This window comes from Pseudomonas sp. S5D5, from assembly GCF_003013355.1.
In the GTDB taxonomy this organism is placed as follows: domain Bacteria; phylum Pseudomonadota; class Gammaproteobacteria; order Pseudomonadales; family Pseudomonadaceae; genus Aquipseudomonas; species Aquipseudomonas aylmerensis.
Map to the genome: position 1 here is coordinate 4,818,679 of NZ_PTEO01000001.1, position 16,139 is coordinate 4,834,817.

Sequence of the window (16,139 nt, forward strand, 5' to 3'; positions counted from 1 at the left end):
TCCAAACGCGTTTATTGCAAACAAACGACTCCCCCGCGCCCGCCAGGGAGCGCGTGGGGAGGCACACAGTTTCATGAGTTAGCGGGCGTATGCCGCGACGGGGTCGGCGTCACGCACGTCGGGTTCGCTGACGGGCTGCTGGCGTTTCACCTCGAGTAACGCGGGGTTCTTCAGCCAGAAGATCAGCGAGGTACTGGCCAGCAGCACCAGGATCATCCCCGGTAGACCGCCGAGGTTGGAGAGCATCTTCACGCCGTCGATGCCGATGAAGGCGACCATCACCCACGACACCGTGCCGATAATCACCCCCCACACAATCTTCAATGCCGGGTTGCCGTCCAGGTCGGAATCGGCCGTCACGCCTTTGCTGCACAGGTTGGCGATCACATCGGTGCTGGAGTCTGCGGCGGTGACGAAGGAGATGAACGCCACGAACAGCAGGAACGCGACCATCAAGGCGCTGGCCGGCAATTGCTGGAACATCTGGTACAGCACATGCTCCACGCCCTGCTCGTTCAGCACGCGGTTGAGGCTGCCGTCGCCCAGGGCGTCGAAGTACAGGCTGGTGCCGGAGAAGATGCAGATCCACACCGCGGTGAACAACGCCGGGTACAGCATGTTGATATGAATGAATTCGCGCACGGTGTAGCCGCGGCCGATCTTGCCGAGGAACAGCGCGCTCACCGGTGCCCAGGCAAACCACACCGACCAGTAGAACACGGTCCAGCTCTGTGGCCAGGTGTCGCCGCTGGCGGCGCCGGTGAACAGGCTGCGGCTGAAGAAGGTGTCGAGGTAGATGCCCAGGGACTCGACGCCCAGGCTGAACATGTACAGGGTCGGTCCGCACAACAGCACGAACAGCCCCAGGGCCAGCATGATCCAGGTGTTGAACGACGACAGCATCACAATGCCGCGCTGCAGGCCGCTGGCGGCCGAGGCGACAAAGGTGATGACAATGATCGCGATGATGATCGCCAGGCGCAGGGGTGTGGTTTCACCGCCGATGTACTGGCTCAGGCCACCCGACAAGGTCAGCGCGCCAGTGCCCAGGGACGAAGCCATGCCGGCCACCAGGGCAAACATCGCCAGGGTGTCGATCAACCCGGCATAGCGCTTGACCCGCGCCTCGCCCAGCAGCGGCTCGAGCATGGCACCAATCGAGAAGTTGCCGCGGCGGTTGTAGAACACCAGCGCGAACACCAGCGAGGGCACCAGGTAGATGGCGTAGGGGGTGATGGTCCAGTGCAGGAACATCGTCGACATGGCAAAGCTTTTGGCCGCGCCGCTGCCTGCTTCGATGGGCAGGCTGGTGGGGGGGCCGTAGAGGTGATAGAGCGGTTCGGCGGTGGTCCAGAACAACACACCGACCGCCAGGGTGGTGCACAGCGCCACCATGAACCAGCGCCACTTGCTCAGCAGGGGCTGGGCATCTTCGCCGCCGATACGCACCCTGCCCAGCGGCGACAGGTAGACAATCGCAGTCAACACCACCATGGCGAACGAGCCGGCGCTGAACAACCAGGAGAAGTTGTTCAGGATCAGGCTGTTGAGCTGTTTGCTGACCGTCAGGAACGCATTCAGGTCAATGTAGCTGGCGATCACTGCCGCCAGCAGGATCAGGAACGTTGGCCAGAACACCAACGGACGCAGTGGATATTTCATCAAGTGCCATTCCCCTTGCAGACTATTTTTATCGCCTTGACAGGCCATTGTTAGAGAGCGGGCACCACAGCGTCCTGCTGCGGTAGCTCGCCTGGAAGTCTTCGCGTGGCTATAGATAACCGTTTAAGCGGCAGGAGGCGCAATCGACCAATGGGCATGGGGGTATTCCGCCACGTCATGGCGTACCCACCGTTCAGGATTAACCTGCAGTGCGCGTGGCAAGGTGACGGGAGGTCAAATCGCAGGCAAAAAAAAGCCCGCTCAATGAGCGGGCTTCTTGTGGCGACCTGGCGTTCAGTGTTCCAGGTTGCCGAATATGGCGCAGCGGACGGGACTCGAACCCGCGACCCCCGGCGTGACAGGCCGGTATTCTAACCGACTGAACTACCGCTGCGCGTAACACTTGAAGCGAATGGTGGGTGATGACGGGATCGAACCGCCGACCCTCTGCTTGTAAGGCAGATGCTCTCCCAGCTGAGCTAATCACCCTTCGTTTCGGTGTGGGCGCATCATACACCAAAAAATCGTAATGTCTTGATTTAAATGCAATTTATTTAAAAAAAGTTTAAATCACGCTTTTTTGCCATATTTCGGGCAGAAAAAAGCCCGCTCAATGAGCGGGCTTTCTGTGGCGACCTGGCGTTCAGCGTTCCAGGTTACCGAATATGGCGCAGCGGACGGGACTCGAACCCGCGACCCCCGGCGTGACAGGCCGGTATTCTAACCGACTGAACTACCGCTGCGCGTAACACTTGAAGCGAATGGTGGGTGATGACGGGATCGAACCGCCGACCCTCTGCTTGTAAGGCAGATGCTCTCCCAGCTGAGCTAATCACCCTTCGTTTCGGTGTGGCGCGCATTCTACGGAGCGACCCTGGGTCTGGCAAGCACTTTCTTAAATCTTTTTTTTGAGGCCTTCCAATGGCTTAGGCAGGGTTGGCCTCAGGCGATATCAAGAGAATAATGCCCCCCTTTGTATAAAGGAGAGACTCACCCCATGTGGTTCAAGAACCTGCTTATCTATCGCCTGACCCAAGATCTGCCTGTTGATGCCGAGGCGTTGGAAGCGGCAATGGCCACCAAGCTGGCGCGCCCTTGTGCAAGCCAGGAGTTGACCACTTACGGTTTCGTCGCGCCTTTCGGTAAAGGCGAAGACGCTCCTCTGGTTCACGTCAGCGGTGACTTCCTGCTGATTGCCGCGCGCAAGGAAGAACGCATCCTGCCGGGCAGCGTGGTGCGTGACGCGCTGAAAGAGAAAGTCGAAGAGATCGAGGCCGAGCAAATGCGCAAGGTCTATAAAAAGGAACGCGACCAGATCAAGGATGAAATCATCCAGGCCTTCCTGCCCCGCGCCTTTATCCGTCGCTCGTCGACCTTCGCCGCCATCGCGCCGAAACAGGGCCTGATCCTGGTCAACTCGGCCAGCCCGAAACGTGCCGAAGACCTGCTCTCGACCCTGCGTGAAGTCATCGGCACCCTGCCGGTACGTCCACTCACCGTGAAGACCGCACCGACTGCAATCATGACCGACTGGGTCACCACCCAGAAACCGGCCGATGATTTCTTCGTCCTCGACGAATGCGAACTGCGCGACACCCACGAAGACGGCGGCATCGTGCGCTGCAAGCGCCAGGACCTGACCGGCGAGGAAATCCAGCTGCACCTCACCACCGGCAAAGTCGTGACCCAACTGTCGCTGGCCTGGCAGGACAAGCTGTCCTTCATGCTCGACGACAAGATGACCGTCAAGCGCCTGAAGTTCGAAGACCTGCTGCAAGACCAGGCGGAGCAGGACGGCGGTGAAGAAGCCCTGGGCCAACTGGATGCAAGCTTTACCCTGATGATGCTGACGTTTGGCGACTTCCTGCCGGCGCTGGTGGAAGCACTCGGCGGCGAAGAGACTCCACAAGGCATCTAAAGCCATGTGAAGATCAAAATGTGGGAGCGGGCTTGCTCGCGAAGGCGGTGGATCAGTCAGCAGATGGATTGACTGGCACATCGCCTTCGCGAGCAAGCCCGCTCCCACATCTGATCGCATTTGTACTTCCGACCTCTAATAACAAGGACATCCCCATGCGCGCACTCGCTGCCTTGAGCCGCTTCGTCGGCAACACCTTCGCCTACTGGGTGTTGATTTTCGCCGTCGTGGCCTTCCTCGAACCCAGCTGGTTCATTGGCCTGAAAAGCGCCATCGTCCCGCTGCTGGGCCTGGTGATGTTCGGCATGGGGCTGACCCTCAAACTCGAAGACTTCGCCGAGGTCGCACGCCACCCATGGCGCGTGGCACTGGGCGTGGTCGCGCACTTTGTAATCATGCCGGGCGTGGCCTGGCTGCTGTGCCAGGCTTTCCACCTGCCGCCGGAAATTGCCGTCGGCGTGATCCTGGTCGGCTGCTGCCCGAGCGGCACTTCGTCCAACGTGATGACCTGGCTGGCTCGTGGCGACCTGGCGCTGTCGGTGGCCATCGCCGCCGTCACCACCCTCCTCGCCCCGCTGCTCACGCCGGCGCTGATCTGGCTGTTGGCGTCGGCCTGGCTGCCGGTGTCGTTCATGGATTTGTTCTGGTCGATCCTGCAAGTGGTGCTGCTGCCGATCGTGCTCGGTGTGGTCGCGCAACGCCTGCTCGGCGAGCGGGTGCGCCACGCCGTGGAGGTGCTGCCGCTGGTGTCGGTGGTGAGCATCGTGATCATCGTCGCGGCAGTGGTGGCGGCCAGCCAGGCGAAGATCGCCGAGTCGGGCCTGCTGATCATGGCAGTGGTGATGCTGCACAACAGCTTCGGTTACCTGCTGGGCTACTTCACCGGCCGCCTGTTCAAACTACCATTGGCGCAACGCAAGTCGTTGGCGCTGGAAGTCGGCATGCAGAATTCCGGGCTGGGCGCCGCATTGGCCAGCGCACACTTTTCGCCGTTGGCGGCGGTACCGAGCGCGCTGTTCAGCGTCTGGCACAATATTTCCGGGGCGTTGCTCTCGACGTATTTCCGCCGCATGAGCGAGAAGGAAGACCGCCGCGCGCTGGAGAACACGCCGCAAACTTGATCGCCTGATCAATTTTCGGCACTCTACCGAGCTTCGCGGGGACGACCCCGCGACGCTATCGAGGCGCATACTCCGGGGACGACCCCGCCTATAAAAGCGAGGTCATCATGTCCTGGATCATTCTGTTTTTTGCCGGTTTGTTTGAAGTCGGCTGGGCCGTCGGCTTGAAGTACACCGACGGTTTCAGCAAGCCACTGCCGACCGCCCTGACCATTGCCGCCATGGCCATCAGCCTCGGCCTGCTGGGCCTGGCCATGAAGGAACTGCCATTGGGCACCGCCTACGCCATCTGGACCGGCGTGGGTGCGGTGGGCACGGTGATCGCCGGGATTATCCTGTTCGGGGAATCCATGGCGCTGTTCCGACTGGCCAGCGTGGCGTTGATCATCTGCGGACTGATTGGTCTCAAGATCAGCACGTGACCGCTTGCGGCGATAGCGCCTGAACGAGCGCCATCGCCGGCAAGCCGTGCTCCTACAGGACCGTGCCGCGCAGTTGCGTGACCTTCTCCTGCAACTGCGCCGGCGTCGCCGACTCGACCGATACCGGCTCACCTGCCACCAACACCACCCGCGACCAGATGCGATGGAACCAGCCCTTGTTCGGATCGCGGCTGAAGAAACTCCCCCACAACCCCTGCAGCGCCATCGGAATCACCGGCACTGGCGTCTCTTCCAGAATGCGCGTCACGCCACCACGGAACTCATTCATCTCACCGTCGCTGGTCAATTTGCCTTCCGGGAAAATGCACACCAACTCCCCGTCCTGCAGGTACTGCGCAATCCGCGTGAAGGCCTTTTCGTAGATCTGGATATCTTCGTTGCGCCCGGCGATCGGAATCGCCCCGGCCGTGCGAAAGATAAAGTTCAGCACCGGCAAGCGGTAGATCTTGTAGTACATGACAAAGCGAATCGGCCGACGTACCGCGCCGCCGATCAACAGTGCATCGACAAACGAGACGTGGTTGCACACCAGCAACGCCGCGCCCTCGTCCGGAATCAGATCAAGGTTGCGATGCTCCACGCGGTACATGGAATGGCTGAGCAGCCAGATCATGAACCGCATGGTGAACTCGGGAACGATCCTGAAGATGTAGGTGTTGACCGCGATGTTGAGCAGTGACACCACCAGGAACAATTCGGGGATCGACAGCTTGGCCACGCTCAGCAGCAGGATCGACACGATCGCCGAGACCACCATGAACAGCGCGTTGAGAATGTTGTTGGCGGCGATCACCCGCGCCCGCTCATTCTCGGCGGTACGCGACTGGATCAGCGCGTACAGCGGCACGATGTAAAAGCCGCCGAACACACCCAGGCCGAGGATATCGAACAACACCCACCAGGCCTGCCCATAGCTCAACACCGCCAGCCAGTCATTGGCCTGCACATTCTGTGGGAAGCCGCCGGAGTGCCACCACAGCAACAGGCCGAACACGGTCAGGCCAAACGAGCCGAACGGTACCAGGCCAATTTCCACCTTACGGCCCGAGAGTTTTTCACAGAGCATCGAACCGAGGGCGATGCCCACCGAGAACACGGTCAGGATCAGCGTGACCACGGTTTCGTCGCCGTACAGCCACTCCTTGGCATAGGCCGGAATCTGCGTCAGGTAAATCGCACCGACGAACCAGAACCACGAGTTGCCCACGATCGAGCGCGACACCGCCGGGGTCTGGCCCAGGCCGAGGCGCAAAGTTGCCCAGGATTCGCTGAAGATGTTCCAGTTCAACCGCAACTGCGGGGTCGAAGCCGCCGCGCGCGGGATGCTGCGGCTGGCGAGGTAACCGAGTACCGCCACACCGACAATCGCCACCGACACCACCGGCGCGTAATGGGTGGACGACATCATGATCCCGGCGCCAATGGTACCGGCCAGAATCGCCAGGAACGTGCCCATTTCCACCAGGCCGTTGCCGCCCACCAGCTCATCGTCATGCAGCGCCTGGGGCATGATCGAGTACTTCACCGGCCCGAACAGCGCCGAGTGCGTGCCCATGGCAAACAGCGCCAGCAGCATCAGTTCCAGGTGATTGAACAGGAAGCCCGTGGCGCCGACGGCCATGATCACGATCTCGCCGATCTTGATCGCGCGGATCAACGCATCCTTGTTGAATTTTTCGCCAAACTGCCCGGCCAGCGCCGAGAACAGGAAGAACGGCAGGATGAACAACAGCGCACACAGGTTGACCCAGATGGCCCGATCGCCGTCGATGGTGAGCTTGTACAGAATGGCCAGGATCAGCGATTGCTTGAAGATGTTGTCGTTGAACGCGCCCAGCAACTGGGTGATGAAGAACGGCAGGAAGCGCCGTGTGCGCAGCAAGGTGAATTGCGAGGGGTGGCTCATCGTCCGTGTTCCTGCGTGGCCTGTTATAGATTCAGGCCACGACTTTACCTAACTCCGCTTACTTATTCGCTAGTCCTGCAATGCACGGCGATACAAAAAGCTCGCCTTTATAGGCGCCCTGCACGGTGCGCGTAGCAACGATCAGCCACATCAGCGCCAATGCCACCACCAGTACGCAACCAAACACACTGAAGAACCCCAGGTTCAACAGGCTCGCCAACTTCAGCGTGGCCAAGGCATACACCCCCAGCGGAAAGGTAAACCCCCACCAACCCAGGTTGAACGGAATGCCGGCGCGCAGGTAACGCAGGGTGATCAGTACCGCAATCAGCATCCACCACAGGCCGAAGCCCCACAGGGTAATGCCGGCCACCAGGCCCAGGCCGTTGGCCATCTCGCCCACACCCGGCAAGCCGTTGGCCGCGAAGATCGCCGGCGCATCGCCCCCCAGCAGCAACATGCCAAGGGCGCCGGTGCCGATAGGGCCCAGGGCCAGCCAGCTCGAGGCAGCCATATTGGCGTGGGGCAATTTGTGCAGGGCCATGCGCAACATCAGGATGGTCAGGATGCTGAATGCGACCGGCAGGGAGAACGCCCACAACACATAGCTGGTCACCAGCATCACCAGTTGCGAATGGGCGTCGGCCAGGTGCGGCGCGAGCAGGCCACCGCCGGCGGCGGCGACTTCGGCGGCCACCACCGGCAACAACCACACGGCTGTCATCTGGTCGATGCTGTGTTCCTGGCGGGTGAACATCATGAACGGGATCAGCACACCGCAGGCCAGGGCCATCGCCACATCCAGCCACCACACCGCTTCAGCCAGCGCGATCACCTCGTTGCCCCAGCGTGGCAGGCCGAACAGCAGCAGCCCGTTGAGAATCGTGGCCAGGCCCATGGGAATGGTGCCGAAGAACATCGAGACGGTGGAGTGCCCGAAAATACGCCGCGCCTCGTGGAAAAACATCACCCAGCGCGCCGCGTACAACAGGCTGAACAGCACAAACAGGCCGATGGTCAGCAGCCACAGCCCTTCGGCGATGGCATGCAGGCCAGGCAGGTTGACCGGCAGCTGCGCCAGGGCCAGCGCGAGCACGCCGGTGCCCATGGTCGCGGCAAACCAGTTGGGGGTGAACTGGCGAATCACTTCCCGGGGACGGGTCAGGTGACTGAAGGGTTTGTAACTGATGGTTGTCGAGCAGGTCATGATGGCATTCCTCTTCCTCGCATGAGGTTGAGACCATGATAGAACCTGATCGAATATCTATATAACGGGTAATATCTCTAACTGTTATCTGTTTTACCAATATAAAAGCAGGACTCACTCGCCCGCCGTGGCCCTGGCTCGCGCCGAGTCCTGCAACAGCAGCCCTAACAACGCGCCCAGCGCCAGCAGAATGAGGATCGCGCCGTAGCCATCGGTGGTGGCAATCAGGCCGAAACTGCGGATCAGGTTGCCCGCCAGCAGCGAGGGCAAGCAGAACGCCAGGTAACTCAACACATAGAATGCCGACATCAGGCCCGCGCGCTCATGGGGCAAGGCCAGCGGTACCACGCTGCGCAAGGCGCCGAGAAAGCCAGCGCCAAAGCCGCTGCCGGCGATCAGCGTGGCGATGAAGAACAGCGGCAGGCTGGCGCTGTGCACGGCGGTGAGGATCAGCGTCACACCGATGGCGAGCAAGCCGGCCCCGAGGCGCAGCACCTTGTCGGCCGGGCGATTGCGCAGGGTGAAGATCATCAGCGCGCCGCTCAGGGTCAGCACGGCGACCAGGCCGCCACCGATCAGGTTGGAGGTCGAGCCGGTGGCGGCGCGCACCAGTGAAGGCGCCAGGGAGAGATAGAAACCGCCCATCGCCCACACTGCCACATCCACCGGCAACGACAGCCACAAAGCGCGGCGCGCCTGGGGCGGTACATGCAAGGTGGGGCGCAGCGACGCCAGCGCGCCGGGGATGCGACTGACGCTTTCCGGCAAGCGCCACACATACACGGCCTGCAACAGCATCAATGCCAGCAACGTCCAGTAAATCAGTTGGGTCGGCAATGGCGCGAACTCCACCAACAGACTGCTGCCCATCGCGCCGCAGGCCATGCCCAGCAAAGGCGCCACACTGTTGACCAGCGGGCCTTGCTGGCGATCGGTATCCAACAAGGCGGCGCCCAACACTGCGGTGGCCATGCCCGTGGCGAAACCCTGCAAGGTGCGCGCGGCGATCAGCCAGGCGACGCTGTCTTCATTGATAAACAGCACCATCGCCAGCATATCCAGGATCAGCGCGGCAAAAATCACCGGTTTGCGCCCCAGGTAATCTGACAGCGATCCGACGGTCAACAGCGCCGCCAGGAGGCTCAAGGCGTAGACCCCGAAGATCAGCGTGAGCATGCCCGCCGAAAAATGCAGGCCCTCCTGATACAGGTGGTACAACGGCGTCGGCGCACTGGAGGCCGCGAGAAACGTCAGCAAGGTGATCGCGAGGAACACCAGGCTGGAACGATGGGAAATAGGGCTGGACATGGGCACGCTCCGCTAAAGCTAATATTTTGCTTTTGCGGAGTGTGCTACTCGCCAGCGCTTAAAGCAAATTCTTTGTGTTAAGGTCACAAGCATGGCGATAAAAGAAGGCCTCCGCCCGGGGGGCCGCAGTGCCCGGGTACAAGAATCGGTCCATTCGGCAGTGCGTGAATTGCTGGAAGCCCATGAGCGCTCCAGCGTCACCGTGCCGATGATTGCTGCGCGCGCGGGCGTCACGCCCTCGACCATCTACCGGCGCTGGGGCGACCTGTCGGTGTTGCTCGCGGACGTGGCCCTGGCCCGCATGCGCCCCGACAGCGCGCCCGCCGACACCGGCAGCCTGCGCGGCGACCTGCAAGCCTGGGCCGAGCAATACCTGGATGAAATGAGTTCAGAGCCCGGTCGCAACATGATGCGCGACCTGCAATGCATGATCACGCCGGGTTACTGCGTGAGTATCCTGAGTGGGCAGTTGCAGGCGATTGTCGACCGCTATCCGGATCAATCGCCCCCGAGCGTGGACCACTTGATCAATCTGCTGGCGGCGCCGACGGTTTTTCGGATTCTCTTCTCAACCGCGCCGCTGTCGGTGCAAGAACTGCACGGCCTGATCGAGTTGGCACTCAAACCCTGAAGGCACACTGCAAAACCCAATGTGGGAGCGGGCTTGCTCGCGAATGCGGTGGATCAGTCAGAGATGTATCGACTGACAGACTGCATTCGCGAGCAAGCCCGCTCCCACATTTTTGACCGCGTCGAGGTTACGTACGCATCCCACGCCCGCTCACCAGCAACCGCGCGCAACCGATATACAGCACCACGGTCGCCACGAGCATGAAGGTGATCGCCACGCTGATCTTGATATCCGACACGCCCAGGATGCCGTAGCGGAAGGCGTTGACCATATGCAGCACCGGGTTGGCCAGCGACACGGTCTGCCAGAACGGCGGCAGCAAGGTGATGGAGTAGAACACCCCGCCCAGGTACGTCAGCGGTGTCAGCACGAAAGTCGGGATGATCGAGATGTCATCGAAGTTGCGCGCAAACACCGCGTTGATGAAGCCGAGCAGCGAGAAGATCGTCGCGGTCAGCACCACCACCAGCAAGGTGACCCCGAGGTGATGTACCTGCAGGTGGGTGAAGAACAGCGACAGCAGCGTCACAATCACCCCGACCATCAGGCCACGCAGCACGCCGCCCAGGGTGTAGCCGATCAGGATGGTGTGCGGCGAGACCGGCGAGACCATCAGCTCCTCGATGGAGCGCTGGAACTTGCTGCCGAAGAAGCTGGAGACCACGTTGCCGTAGGAGTTGGTGATCACCGACATCATGATCAGGCCCGGCACAATGTACTCCATGTAGGTGAAGCCACCCATGTCGCCAATCTGCCGGCCGATCAGGTTACCGAAGATCACGAAGTACAGGACCATGGTGATCGCCGGCGGCAGCAGGGTCTGCGGCCAGATCCGGGTAAAGCGCTTCACTTCGCGGTAGACGATGGTTTGCAGCGCGACGATGTTGGGTTGCAGTTCGGAACTCATACCGCCACCTTCGCCAGATTTTTCTCCACCAGGGACACGAACAACTCCTCGAGGCGATTGGTTTTATTGCGCAGGCTCAGCACTTCAATGTTCTGGGCTGCCAACTGGGTGAACAGCGCGGTGATGCCCATGGCCTTGTCCACCTGGACTTCCAGGGTATGGCTGTCCACCAGGCGGCTCGGGTAGCCGAGCAGTTGCGGCGAGACCGACAGGTTGTTCTTCAGGTCGAGCAGGAAAGTCTCCACATGCAACTGGCCCAGCAGGTTACGCATGCTGGTGTTCTCGACGATGGTGCCATGGTCGATGATGCCGATGTTGCGGCACAACTGCTCAGCCTCTTCCAGGTAATGGGTGGTGAGGATGATGGTGATGCCCTTCTGGTTCAGCTCGGTGAGGAAGGTCCACATCGAACGGCGCAGCTCGATGTCCACGCCAGCGGTGGGCTCGTCGAGGATCAGCAGGCGCGGTTCATGCACCAGCGCACGGGCGATCATCAGGCGCCGCTTCATGCCGCCGGACAGCGAGCGCGAAGGCACGTCGCGCTTGTCCCACAGGCCCAACTGGGTCAGGTACTGCTCGGCGCGTTCCTTGGCGACTTTCGCCGGAATGCCGTAGTAACCCGCCTGGGTCACGACGATGTCGAAGGTCTTTTCAAACTGGTTGAAGTTGAATTCCTGGGGCACCACGCCGATCGAACGCTTGAGCGCCGCCGGGGATTTGTCCAGGTCATGCCCGAAGATATTCACCGTGCCGCTGGTCTTGTTGACCAGGGTCGAGAGGATACCGATGGTGGTGGATTTGCCGGCACCGTTGGGGCCGAGCAAGGCGAAGAAATCACCCTCGGCAACGTCCAGATCGATACCACTCAGGGCCTGGAAACCGTTGCCGTAGGTTTTGGTTAGCTGCCGGATGGACAGAGCGGAACTCATATCGGATTACGCACCAAAGAAGGGAATAGAAACAATAGATGAGGGCGCAGCCCACGTAGTTCAACGGCGGCGCATGACAAGCATGGTGCTTGCCCGCGCCGCACAAGTACAGTCACCCGTATTAATAGTGGGTATTAAGTCAACGCAGTCATGACCGCCTTGCGGTAGGCCGGACGCTGCTGCAGGCGCTGGTACCAGGCCTCCAGGTGGGGCATCGAAGGCCGTTCAATGGGCATTTCAAACCAGGCGTAGATGAAGCTGCCCAGGGGAATATCGCCGATGCCGATTTCATTGCCCGACAGATACGGCTGCACTGCGAGCGCCTGGTCGACGGTCTTGAGCACATCGATACAGGTCTTGCGCCCGGCGTGGATGGTGTCCCAGTTCTGTTTGTCCGCGGGGGTGCGCAGCACGCCCCAGAACACGGTCCTGAACGGGTCGGCGAAGGTCGACGTGGTCCAATCCATCCACTTTTCGGCGTTGGCCCGCGCCTTCAGGTCAGTGGGATACAAGCTGGATGCCTGCTTGGCACACAGATAACGCACGATGGTGTTGGATTCCCACAACACGAAGTCACCGTCTTCGATCATCGGCACCCGGCCGTTGGGGTTCAACGCCCGGTATTGCGGCGTGTCGACCACACCAAAAGCCCCGCCCGCATCAATTGCCTCATAGTCCAGGCCGAGTTCCTCGGCGCACCAGAGTGCCTTCCTGACGTTTGATGAATTTTTACGACCCCAGATTTTCAGCATGACCGCGCCTTATTGTTGATGAACATGGCTAGATGAACGCAGCAGCATACGCCGGTTCACGCGCGGCTCAAATCACTCTGCATATCGCCCAGCAACGTCGGCATGTCCTCGGCAAACAAGTGCGGGTAACACTGCTGGATATGGGCGAAGAAAAATGCCTCGGGCACGTCGGGAAATTGCCCGTGGTCCACCACGTACTCCATCGAGCGCCGGCCCTGGCGATTGAACGCATGGAAAACACTGTCGTGGAGGCCATCGAACTCCAGCGGTGGCACATCGAACAACTCGCACAATTGGCTGTTGAACGCCGGCGTCGCCTTGACCCAGCGACCGCGCAGGTACAGTTCGGTGTAGCCGTGCATGGCGAACACATCGCTTTTGAGCAACGCGATCAGGCGTGGCGTCGACAGGTGATTGCGCACGTCGGCCAGGCCGATGCGTGCCGGGATCCCGCAGTGGCGGGCACAGGCAGCGAGCAAGGTGGCCTTGGGCACGCAGTAGCTTTCGCCGGCAGCCAGGGCATAGCTGGCGCTCAGGGTGCCTGGGTCGCGACTGAAGGTGTAGGGGTTGTAGCGAATCGCCTCACGTACGGCGTAATAAAGACTGACCGCCTGGTCACTTAAATCCGCGCTGGGACCACGATGTTTTTCGGCGAACTCCACCACCGCAGGGTGGTCACTATCGATGAAGCGGCTGGGACTCAGGTACGTATCCATGAGCTTGATCTCCGAAGGAAGCCTTGAGTTTAACGACAGGTCCGCCACAGAGATAACGACGATTCGGCCAAATGTCGGCGCCTGAAGATGGGTGCTTCCAGCACAACTCGTTACACCCTGATCACCCCGCTTGCTCGGATGCCGACTAAGCTCGTTGGTGATTTCGCCCCTGGTTTCACGGAGGATTGAATATGCTGTTGTTGTGGATACTGGTTCTGGTGGTCGGCATTGCCTACCTGGCACACCGGCGCACCGCGCCCCTGCCCGCCCTGGGCGTGGTCGCCGTCTACCTGTTGGCGATGGGCGCCTGGAGTCACGCTCCCGGCTGGTTGCTGCTGATCTTCTGGGTGCTGCTGGCCGCCGTCGCGGCGCCGTTGTTGCTACCGGACCTGCGCCGCCAATACTTCACCAAGCCGCTGTTCAGCTGGTTCCAGAAAGTCCTGCCGCCGATGTCCGAGACCGAGCGCGATGCCATCGACGCCGGCACCGTGTGGTGGGACGGCGAACTGTTCAGCGGTCGCCCGGACTGGGAAAAGTTGCTGGCCTATCCCAAGGCGCAACTGACCGAAGAAGAACAAGCGTTCATCGACGGCCCGACCGAAGAACTCTGCGCCATGGTCAGCGACTGGGAAATCGGCCAGGCCATGGACCTGCCGCCCGCTGCCTGGGAACACATCAAGACCCACGGTTTCTTCGCCCTGATCATTCCCAAGGAATACGGCGGCAAGGGCTTCTCCGCGTATGCGCACTCCCAGGTCGCGATGAAACTCGCCACCCGCAGCGGCGACCTGGCGTCCACCGTGATGGTGCCCAACTCACTCGGCCCGGCCGAATTGCTGCTGCACTACGGCACCGATGAGCAACGCAACCACTACCTGCCGCGCCTGGCGCGCGGCGATGACATCCCCTGCTTCGCCCTGACCGGCCCGCTGGCCGGCTCCGACGCCGGCGCCATGCCCGACACCGGCGTGATCTGCAAAGGCGAATGGGAAGGCAAGGAAACCCTCGGCCTGCGCCTCAACTGGGAAAAACGCTACATCACCCTGGGGCCGGTCGCGACCCTGCTCGGCCTGGCCTTCAAGGCACATGACCCGGACCACCTGCTGGGCGAGGAAGAAGACCTGGGCATCAGCCTGGCGCTGATCCCCACCGACACCCCCGGCGTGGAAATCGGCCGTCGCCACCTGCCCCTGGGCGCTGCCTTCATGAACGGTCCCAACTCCGGCAAGGACGTGTTCATCCCCCTGGAATTCCTCATTGGTGGCCAGGAAATGCTCGGCAAGGGCTGGATGATGTTGATGAACTGCCTGTCGGTCGGCCGTTCGATCTCCCTGCCCGCTGTCGGCACCGGCGCCGCCAAGTTCACCAGCCTGGTCACCGGCCAGTACGCCCAGGTGCGTGAGCAGTTCAACGTGCCGCTGTCGGCCTTCGAAGGTATCCAGGAAGCCCTGGCGCGCATCGGCGGCAACGCCTGGCTGATGGACAGCGCGCGCATGCTCACCGCCAACGCCGTCGACCTGGGCGAAAAACCCTCGGTGCTGTCGGCGATCCTCAAGTACCACCTGACCGAGCGCGGTCGTGAATGCATCAGCCACGCCATGGATGTGCACGGCGGCAAGGGCATCATCATGGGCCCCAACAACTACCTGGGCCGCAGCTGGCAGGGTGCGCCGATCTTCATCACGGTAGAAGGCGCGAACATCCTCTCGCGCAACCTGATGATCTTCGGCCAGGGCGCCATCCGCTGCCATCCGTTCGTGCTCAAGGAAATGGCCCTGGCCGGTCGCGAAGACCATGACCAGGCACTCAAGGAGTTCGACGGCCTGCTCATGCAGCATATCGGTTTCGCCGTGAGCAACGCCGCCAGCACCCTGGTGCTGAATCTGGGCGTGGGCCACTTCGAAAAAGCCCCGGGCAACCGCCTCAGCCAAGGTTACTTCCGCGCCCTGAATCGCCAGGCTGCCGCCTTCGCCCTGCTCGCCGACCTGAGCATGATGCTGCTCGGCGGCGAGTTGAAGCGCCGCGAACGCCTGTCCGCGCGCCTGGGCGATGTGTTGAGCCACATGTACCTGGCCTCGGCAGCACTCAAGCGTTATCACGACCTGGATTCGCCGGATCACCTGGAACCGCTGTTCACCTGGGCCATGGAAGAAAGCCTCGGCGAGTCGGAGCGCGCACTGGATGAACTGCTCAGCAACTTCCCGAACAAGGTACTGGGCTGCCTGCTGCGGGTCATCGTGTTCCCGTTCGGGCGTCGCCATACCGGGCCGTCCGACGCGCTGGATGCCGAAGTGGCCGCGGTGATTGGCCGTGCCAAAGGCGACCCGACCCTGGAAGAACTGCTGGCCGGCTGCTACCGCCCACAATCGGCGGAAGATCCGGTGGGCGCCCTGCAACATGCCTACGACCTGCTGGGTGCCAGCCACCCACTGCAGAAAAAACTGCACAGCGCGCTCAAAAGCGGCCAGGTCAAGCCGACTGCCGGCGAACATGCGATCGACGCTGCATTGCACGCCGGCGTGCTGCAACCGGCTGAAGCACAGACCCTGCGTGACGCCGAGGCGGCGCGGCGCAAGGTGATCGACGTGGATGATTTCAGCAAGGAAGAGCTGGAACACACCGAGGGTAAAGTCCGCTGA

13 protein-coding genes and 4 tRNA genes are annotated in these 16,139 nt (G+C 61.4%); 5 read left to right on the forward strand and 12 right to left on the reverse strand.

What is annotated here, in order from left to right; translation table 11 throughout:
* Window positions 1-78: 78 nt before the first annotated feature.
* The 5 genes from C9990_RS21830 to C9990_RS21850 all read right to left on the reverse strand — a co-directional run bounded on the left by C9990_RS21830 (window position 79) and on the right by C9990_RS21850 (window position 2,500).
* Window positions 79-1,662: a BCCT family transporter gene (locus C9990_RS21830; protein WP_106804658.1), complete on the reverse strand. Its 1,584-nt coding sequence runs from the start codon at window positions 1,660-1,662 to the stop codon at window positions 79-81.
* Between the two features lie 317 nt (window positions 1,663-1,979).
* Window positions 1,980-2,056: transfer RNA gene (locus C9990_RS21835), tRNA-Asp, on the reverse strand.
* A 19-nt stretch (window positions 2,057-2,075) separates the two neighbouring features.
* Window positions 2,076-2,151 (reverse strand) — tRNA-Val (locus C9990_RS21840).
* 177 nt (window positions 2,152-2,328) lie between these two features.
* A tRNA-Asp gene (locus C9990_RS21845) sits at window positions 2,329-2,405 on the reverse strand.
* A 19-nt stretch (window positions 2,406-2,424) separates the two neighbouring features.
* Window positions 2,425-2,500: transfer RNA gene (locus C9990_RS21850), tRNA-Val, on the reverse strand.
* Between the two features lie 159 nt (window positions 2,501-2,659).
* Between C9990_RS21850 and rdgC the strand changes: the two genes are divergently transcribed.
* The 3 genes from rdgC to sugE all read left to right on the forward strand — a co-directional run bounded on the left by rdgC (window position 2,660) and on the right by sugE (window position 5,123).
* Window positions 2,660-3,580 (forward strand): recombination-associated protein RdgC, encoded by a 921-nt coding sequence (rdgC, locus tag C9990_RS21855; RefSeq protein ID WP_065901389.1) that lies wholly within the window; start codon window positions 2,660-2,662, stop codon window positions 3,578-3,580.
* 155 nt (window positions 3,581-3,735) lie between these two features.
* Window positions 3,736-4,701: a bile acid:sodium symporter family protein gene (locus C9990_RS21865; protein ID WP_106804659.1), complete on the forward strand. Its 966-nt coding sequence runs from the start codon at window positions 3,736-3,738 to the stop codon at window positions 4,699-4,701.
* A 107-nt stretch (window positions 4,702-4,808) separates the two neighbouring features.
* Window positions 4,809-5,123 (forward strand): quaternary ammonium compound efflux SMR transporter SugE, encoded by a 315-nt coding sequence (sugE, locus tag C9990_RS21870; RefSeq protein ID WP_003237114.1) that lies wholly within the window; start codon window positions 4,809-4,811, stop codon window positions 5,121-5,123.
* Window positions 5,124-5,175: 52 nt separating this feature from the next.
* Here sugE and C9990_RS21875 read toward each other — a convergent pair whose 3' ends face one another.
* The 3 genes from C9990_RS21875 to C9990_RS21885 form a co-directional block, all read right to left on the reverse strand.
* On the reverse strand, window positions 5,176-7,050 hold the full coding sequence (locus C9990_RS21875; protein ID WP_106804660.1) for an MFS transporter: 1,875 nt from the start codon (window positions 7,048-7,050) through the stop codon (window positions 5,176-5,178).
* Between the two features lie 58 nt (window positions 7,051-7,108).
* Complete coding sequence (locus C9990_RS21880) at window positions 7,109-8,257, reverse strand: TDT family transporter (protein ID WP_106804661.1); 1,149 nt, start codon at window positions 8,255-8,257, stop codon at window positions 7,109-7,111.
* 114 nt (window positions 8,258-8,371) lie between these two features.
* Window positions 8,372-9,565, reverse strand: a complete 1,194-nt coding sequence (locus C9990_RS21885) for an MFS transporter (RefSeq protein ID WP_106804662.1) — start codon at window positions 9,563-9,565, stop codon at window positions 8,372-8,374.
* A gap of 91 nt (window positions 9,566-9,656) precedes the next feature.
* Between C9990_RS21885 and C9990_RS21890 the strand changes: the two genes are divergently transcribed.
* Window positions 9,657-10,196, forward strand: a complete 540-nt coding sequence (locus C9990_RS21890; RefSeq protein ID WP_106804663.1) for a TetR/AcrR family transcriptional regulator — start codon at window positions 9,657-9,659, stop codon at window positions 10,194-10,196.
* 127 nt (window positions 10,197-10,323) lie between these two features.
* Here the strand turns inward: C9990_RS21890 and C9990_RS21895 are convergent, their stop codons facing one another.
* From C9990_RS21895 to C9990_RS21910, 4 genes are all read right to left on the reverse strand, one after another.
* On the reverse strand, window positions 10,324-11,103 hold the full coding sequence (locus tag C9990_RS21895; RefSeq protein ID WP_065901419.1) for an ABC transporter permease: 780 nt from the start codon (window positions 11,101-11,103) through the stop codon (window positions 10,324-10,326).
* Entirely contained in the window at window positions 11,100-12,032 is a 933-nt protein-coding gene (locus C9990_RS21900) for an ABC transporter ATP-binding protein (protein ID WP_065901421.1), read from the reverse strand. The genes C9990_RS21895 and C9990_RS21900 overlap by 4 nt, the downstream gene beginning before the upstream one ends.
* 134 nt (window positions 12,033-12,166) lie before the next feature.
* Window positions 12,167-12,784, reverse strand: coding sequence for a glutathione S-transferase family protein (locus tag C9990_RS21905; protein ID WP_106804664.1), 618 nt, complete (start codon window positions 12,782-12,784; stop codon window positions 12,167-12,169).
* A 56-nt stretch (window positions 12,785-12,840) separates the two neighbouring features.
* Window positions 12,841-13,500: a transglutaminase family protein gene (locus C9990_RS21910; protein ID WP_106804665.1), complete on the reverse strand. Its 660-nt coding sequence runs from the start codon at window positions 13,498-13,500 to the stop codon at window positions 12,841-12,843.
* Window positions 13,501-13,691: 191 nt separating this feature from the next.
* Between C9990_RS21910 and C9990_RS21915 the strand changes: the two genes are divergently transcribed.
* Window positions 13,692-16,139: an acyl-CoA dehydrogenase gene (locus C9990_RS21915; RefSeq protein WP_106804666.1), complete on the forward strand. Its 2,448-nt coding sequence runs from the start codon at window positions 13,692-13,694 to the stop codon at window positions 16,137-16,139.

Coding starts and splice junctions, on each gene's coding strand:
- C9990_RS21830 (WP_106804658.1), bottom strand. CDS start 1,662: ATGAAATATCCACTGCGTCCGTTGGTGTTCTGGCCAACGTTCCTGATC.
- C9990_RS21900 (WP_065901421.1), bottom strand. CDS start 12,032: ATGAGTTCCGCTCTGTCCATCCGGCAGCTAACCAAAACCTACGGCAAC.
- C9990_RS21890 (WP_106804663.1), top strand. CDS start 9,657: ATGGCGATAAAAGAAGGCCTCCGCCCGGGGGGCCGCAGTGCCCGGGTA.
- C9990_RS21910 (WP_106804665.1), bottom strand. CDS start 13,500: ATGGATACGTACCTGAGTCCCAGCCGCTTCATCGATAGTGACCACCCT.
- C9990_RS21865 (WP_106804659.1), top strand. CDS start 3,736: ATGCGCGCACTCGCTGCCTTGAGCCGCTTCGTCGGCAACACCTTCGCC.
- C9990_RS21895 (WP_065901419.1), bottom strand. CDS start 11,103: ATGAGTTCCGAACTGCAACCCAACATCGTCGCGCTGCAAACCATCGTC.
- rdgC (WP_065901389.1), top strand. CDS start 2,660: ATGTGGTTCAAGAACCTGCTTATCTATCGCCTGACCCAAGATCTGCCT.
- C9990_RS21905 (WP_106804664.1), bottom strand. CDS start 12,784: ATGCTGAAAATCTGGGGTCGTAAAAATTCATCAAACGTCAGGAAGGCA.
- C9990_RS21915 (WP_106804666.1), top strand. CDS start 13,692: ATGCTGTTGTTGTGGATACTGGTTCTGGTGGTCGGCATTGCCTACCTG.
- C9990_RS21885 (WP_106804662.1), bottom strand. CDS start 9,565: ATGTCCAGCCCTATTTCCCATCGTTCCAGCCTGGTGTTCCTCGCGATC.
- C9990_RS21880 (WP_106804661.1), bottom strand. CDS start 8,257: ATGACCTGCTCGACAACCATCAGTTACAAACCCTTCAGTCACCTGACC.
- sugE (WP_003237114.1), top strand. CDS start 4,809: ATGTCCTGGATCATTCTGTTTTTTGCCGGTTTGTTTGAAGTCGGCTGG.
- C9990_RS21875 (WP_106804660.1), bottom strand. CDS start 7,050: ATGAGCCACCCCTCGCAATTCACCTTGCTGCGCACACGGCGCTTCCTG.